The sequence below is a fragment of the uncultured Empedobacter sp. genome, from assembly GCF_937930195.1.
Taxonomy (GTDB): Bacteria; Bacteroidota; Bacteroidia; order Flavobacteriales; family Weeksellaceae; genus Empedobacter; species Empedobacter stercoris.
In genome coordinates this window covers 1-2914 of the sequence record NZ_CALGVK010000112.1, presented here as the reverse complement: position 1 = coordinate 2914, position 2914 = coordinate 1, and the positions used below count along the sequence as shown (strand labels likewise).

Here is a 2914-nt window from a genome sequence, read left to right as displayed (position 1 = left end):
TTAGAAGATATCATAAGGATTCATATCAAGTAAATTTGAATAGTAATAAAAAAATAGCGCAAAATCAATTTCATTATTATTATGATACTTATAAAGAAACCATTGATTTGAATATATCCAAATTATCACGTGAGTTTTTAATTTCAAATGCCATGACATGTTTTTTTAAAAATAAGAAAATGTTAAAACAAATTAGTAAGAAGGAACTATATTATTATATTATTAAAGAATTCGGACTATTAAAAGGATTAAATAAAATAAGAATTATCGAATTTTCAATCTAAACTAAATGATCCCCAAAATAATACATTACTGTTGGTTAGGAGGAAATCCAAAACCCGCATCTTTTTATATCTGTTTAAACAGTTGGAAAAAAGCACTTCCTGATTACGAGATTATGGAATGGAATGAATCAAATTTCGATATCAATTGTTGCGAATATGTAAGATTAGCTGCAGAGAATAAAAAATGGGCATTTGTTTCTGATTATTCACGGGCATTAGCTTTGTATCAATATGGAGGTATTTATATGGATATTGATGTTGAGGTAAAGTTTTCGTTGGATGAATTTTTAATTCATCGTGCATTTTCTGGTTTTGAGATTAAAGGTTCACCTTTTACAGCACTTTGGGCAACAGAAAAAGGACATCCTTGGGCAAAACGAGTAATAGATTTCTATGATGAGAAAACAAGTTTCGACTTAACAACCAATACCGTTTTTGTATCAGATTTATTGGTAAACGAATACGGAATTGATCCAGATAAAGATGAATACCAAGAAGGAAAAGATGGAATAGTAATTTATCCATCCACTTATTTCTGCTTAGACCTACCTAAAAATTATGCAACACATCATTTTGTAGGAACTTGGCACGAACGAGATACTCCAAATCCATTTAAAGACTACGTACATGCTTATCATAAAGCAAAAGAATTTGCTGAAATAAAAAATGGGAAAGCAGAAATACATAATGTTATACATAATATGAAGATGTTAAATGCGAATGATATTTTAGATCAAATACCTCTTAAAACAATTATAAAATACTTAATTCATCAACTAACTAAACGATAATATGATAGCCATAGTCTACGGTACTCGACCAGAATTTTTGAAAGTATATCCAATTATACTTGAAGCTAAAAAAAGAGCGCTTGCATTTATTACAATTAATACAGGGCAACACACTACAATGTTGACTGAAATGGAAGAGTTGTTCGGTTTCAAACCAAATTATACTTTGAAATCTCAATCAAATGCGTATTCAAATTCAAATTTATTAGCGAAACTAATTGATAGTATTGCAGAGGTTGTCAAATCAAATGCTATTGAGAAAATAATAGCACAAGGTGATACGTTTACTGTTTTAGCCTCTTCAATAGTTGCTTTTTTAGAAAAAAGAGAATTTTATCATATCGAAGCCGGTTTAAGAACGGATGATATACGTTTTCCATTTCCAGAAGAATACAATCGCAGAGTCGTTTCTTTAACAAGTGAAATTAATTTTGCACCTACTCCATTAGCCAAAGAAAATTTATTAGAGGAAAACATTTCTGAAGAAAGAATTATTGTTACAGGTAATACAATAATTGATTTGTTAACTTATGTATTGGAGAAAGAGAATATCTCGTTGACTAAAGGACATGATATTTTTATTACTGCTCACCGAAGAGAAAATATCAGCGAAAATATGTTTTCGATTTGCGATGCGATAAAAGAATTGGCGTTAGAAAATCCTTCGATTACATTTAATTGGAGTTTACATCCTAATCCCAAAACGAGAGAATTTATCTTTAAAACATTTAGCGATATTCCACAAAATATAAAGTTTGTAGAACCTCTAAATTATATTGAAGCTGTTAAATTAATGGCAAAGTCAATGCTTATTATTTCAGATTCGGGAGGTATTCAAGAAGAAGCACCTACTTTACAAAAAAGAGTGATTATACTTAGAGAAGAAACAGAACGTCCTGAAGTACTAGACTGTGGTTGTGGTATTCTTGTTGGAGCAGATAAGGAAAAAATTAAAGAAGAGTTTTATAAAGAATTAGAAAAAGGCGATAATAATTTTATTAATCCATTCGGAAGTGGAAATGCATCTCAGTTAATTTTAGATCATTTATTATGATAATAGGTAAGGGGCTAATTGCATCTCAATTTTTGGAACATGATCGAGAAGATGTGGTATTTTTTGCGTCGGGTGTTTCAAATTCATCAGAGCAAGATGAACAACAATTTAAACGGGAATTGGACTTGGTTTTAGAAACAATCGCCCAATATCCTACTCAATTATTGGTTTATTTTAGTACGTGTTCCATTTATGATTCTTCTAAATATAACAGTCCATATGTGCTGCATAAGTTGCATATCGAAGAAGTAATCAAACAAAATACAGCCAATTATCTTATTCTTAGAATTAGTAATGCGGTTGGAATAGGAGGAAACCCTAATTTGTTGATGAATTATCTTTATCGCCAAATTATAACGAATCAACAATTGAATGTGCACCAACACGCGACACGTAATCTAATTGATGTAGAAGATGTTAAGGATATTACGCTTCAATATATTCAGTCTAACCGTTGGAATAGAATTGTGAATGTGGCTTATGCCGAAAATTACTTTATACCAGAAATAGTAGAAGCCTTCGAGGAAATACTACAAAAACCTGCGATGAAGTTAATGGAAAATAAAGGGGAGCATTATTCAATAGATATTCATGAATTGCAGTATCAATTTTCTATTCAAGATAAAGAAGCGTATTTGAATAATTTAATTAAAAAGTATTATGTCAGAGATTAAATTAGCAATAGTTATCCCGTATTATAAATTAACTTTTTTTGAAGAGACATTGATTTCTTTGCAAAATCAATCAAATCAAAATTTTAATCTGTATATAGGAGACGATTCAAG

4 protein-coding genes are annotated in these 2914 nt (G+C 30.1%); all 4 read left to right on the top strand.

The window, feature by feature from the left end; genetic code table 11:
* Nucleotides 1-284, top strand: a 284-nt coding sequence (locus tag Q0616_RS06990) for a hypothetical protein (protein WP_298776059.1), incomplete at its 5' end; no start/stop codon positions are given.
* A 5-nt stretch (nt 285-289) separates the two neighbouring features.
* Nucleotides 290-1075: a glycosyltransferase gene (locus Q0616_RS06985; RefSeq protein WP_298776057.1), complete on the top strand. Its 786-nt coding sequence runs from the start codon at nt 290-292 to the stop codon at nt 1073-1075.
* 1 nt (nt 1076) lies between these two features.
* Nucleotides 1077-2129, top strand: a complete 1053-nt coding sequence (wecB, locus tag Q0616_RS06980) for a non-hydrolyzing UDP-N-acetylglucosamine 2-epimerase (protein WP_298776055.1) — start codon at nt 1077-1079, stop codon at nt 2127-2129.
* Complete coding sequence (locus Q0616_RS06975) at nt 2126-2803, top strand: NAD-dependent epimerase/dehydratase family protein (RefSeq protein WP_298776053.1); 678 nt, start codon at nt 2126-2128, stop codon at nt 2801-2803. The genes wecB and Q0616_RS06975 overlap by 4 nt, the downstream gene beginning before the upstream one ends.
* The last annotated feature ends 111 nt before the right edge of the window (nt 2804-2914 follow it).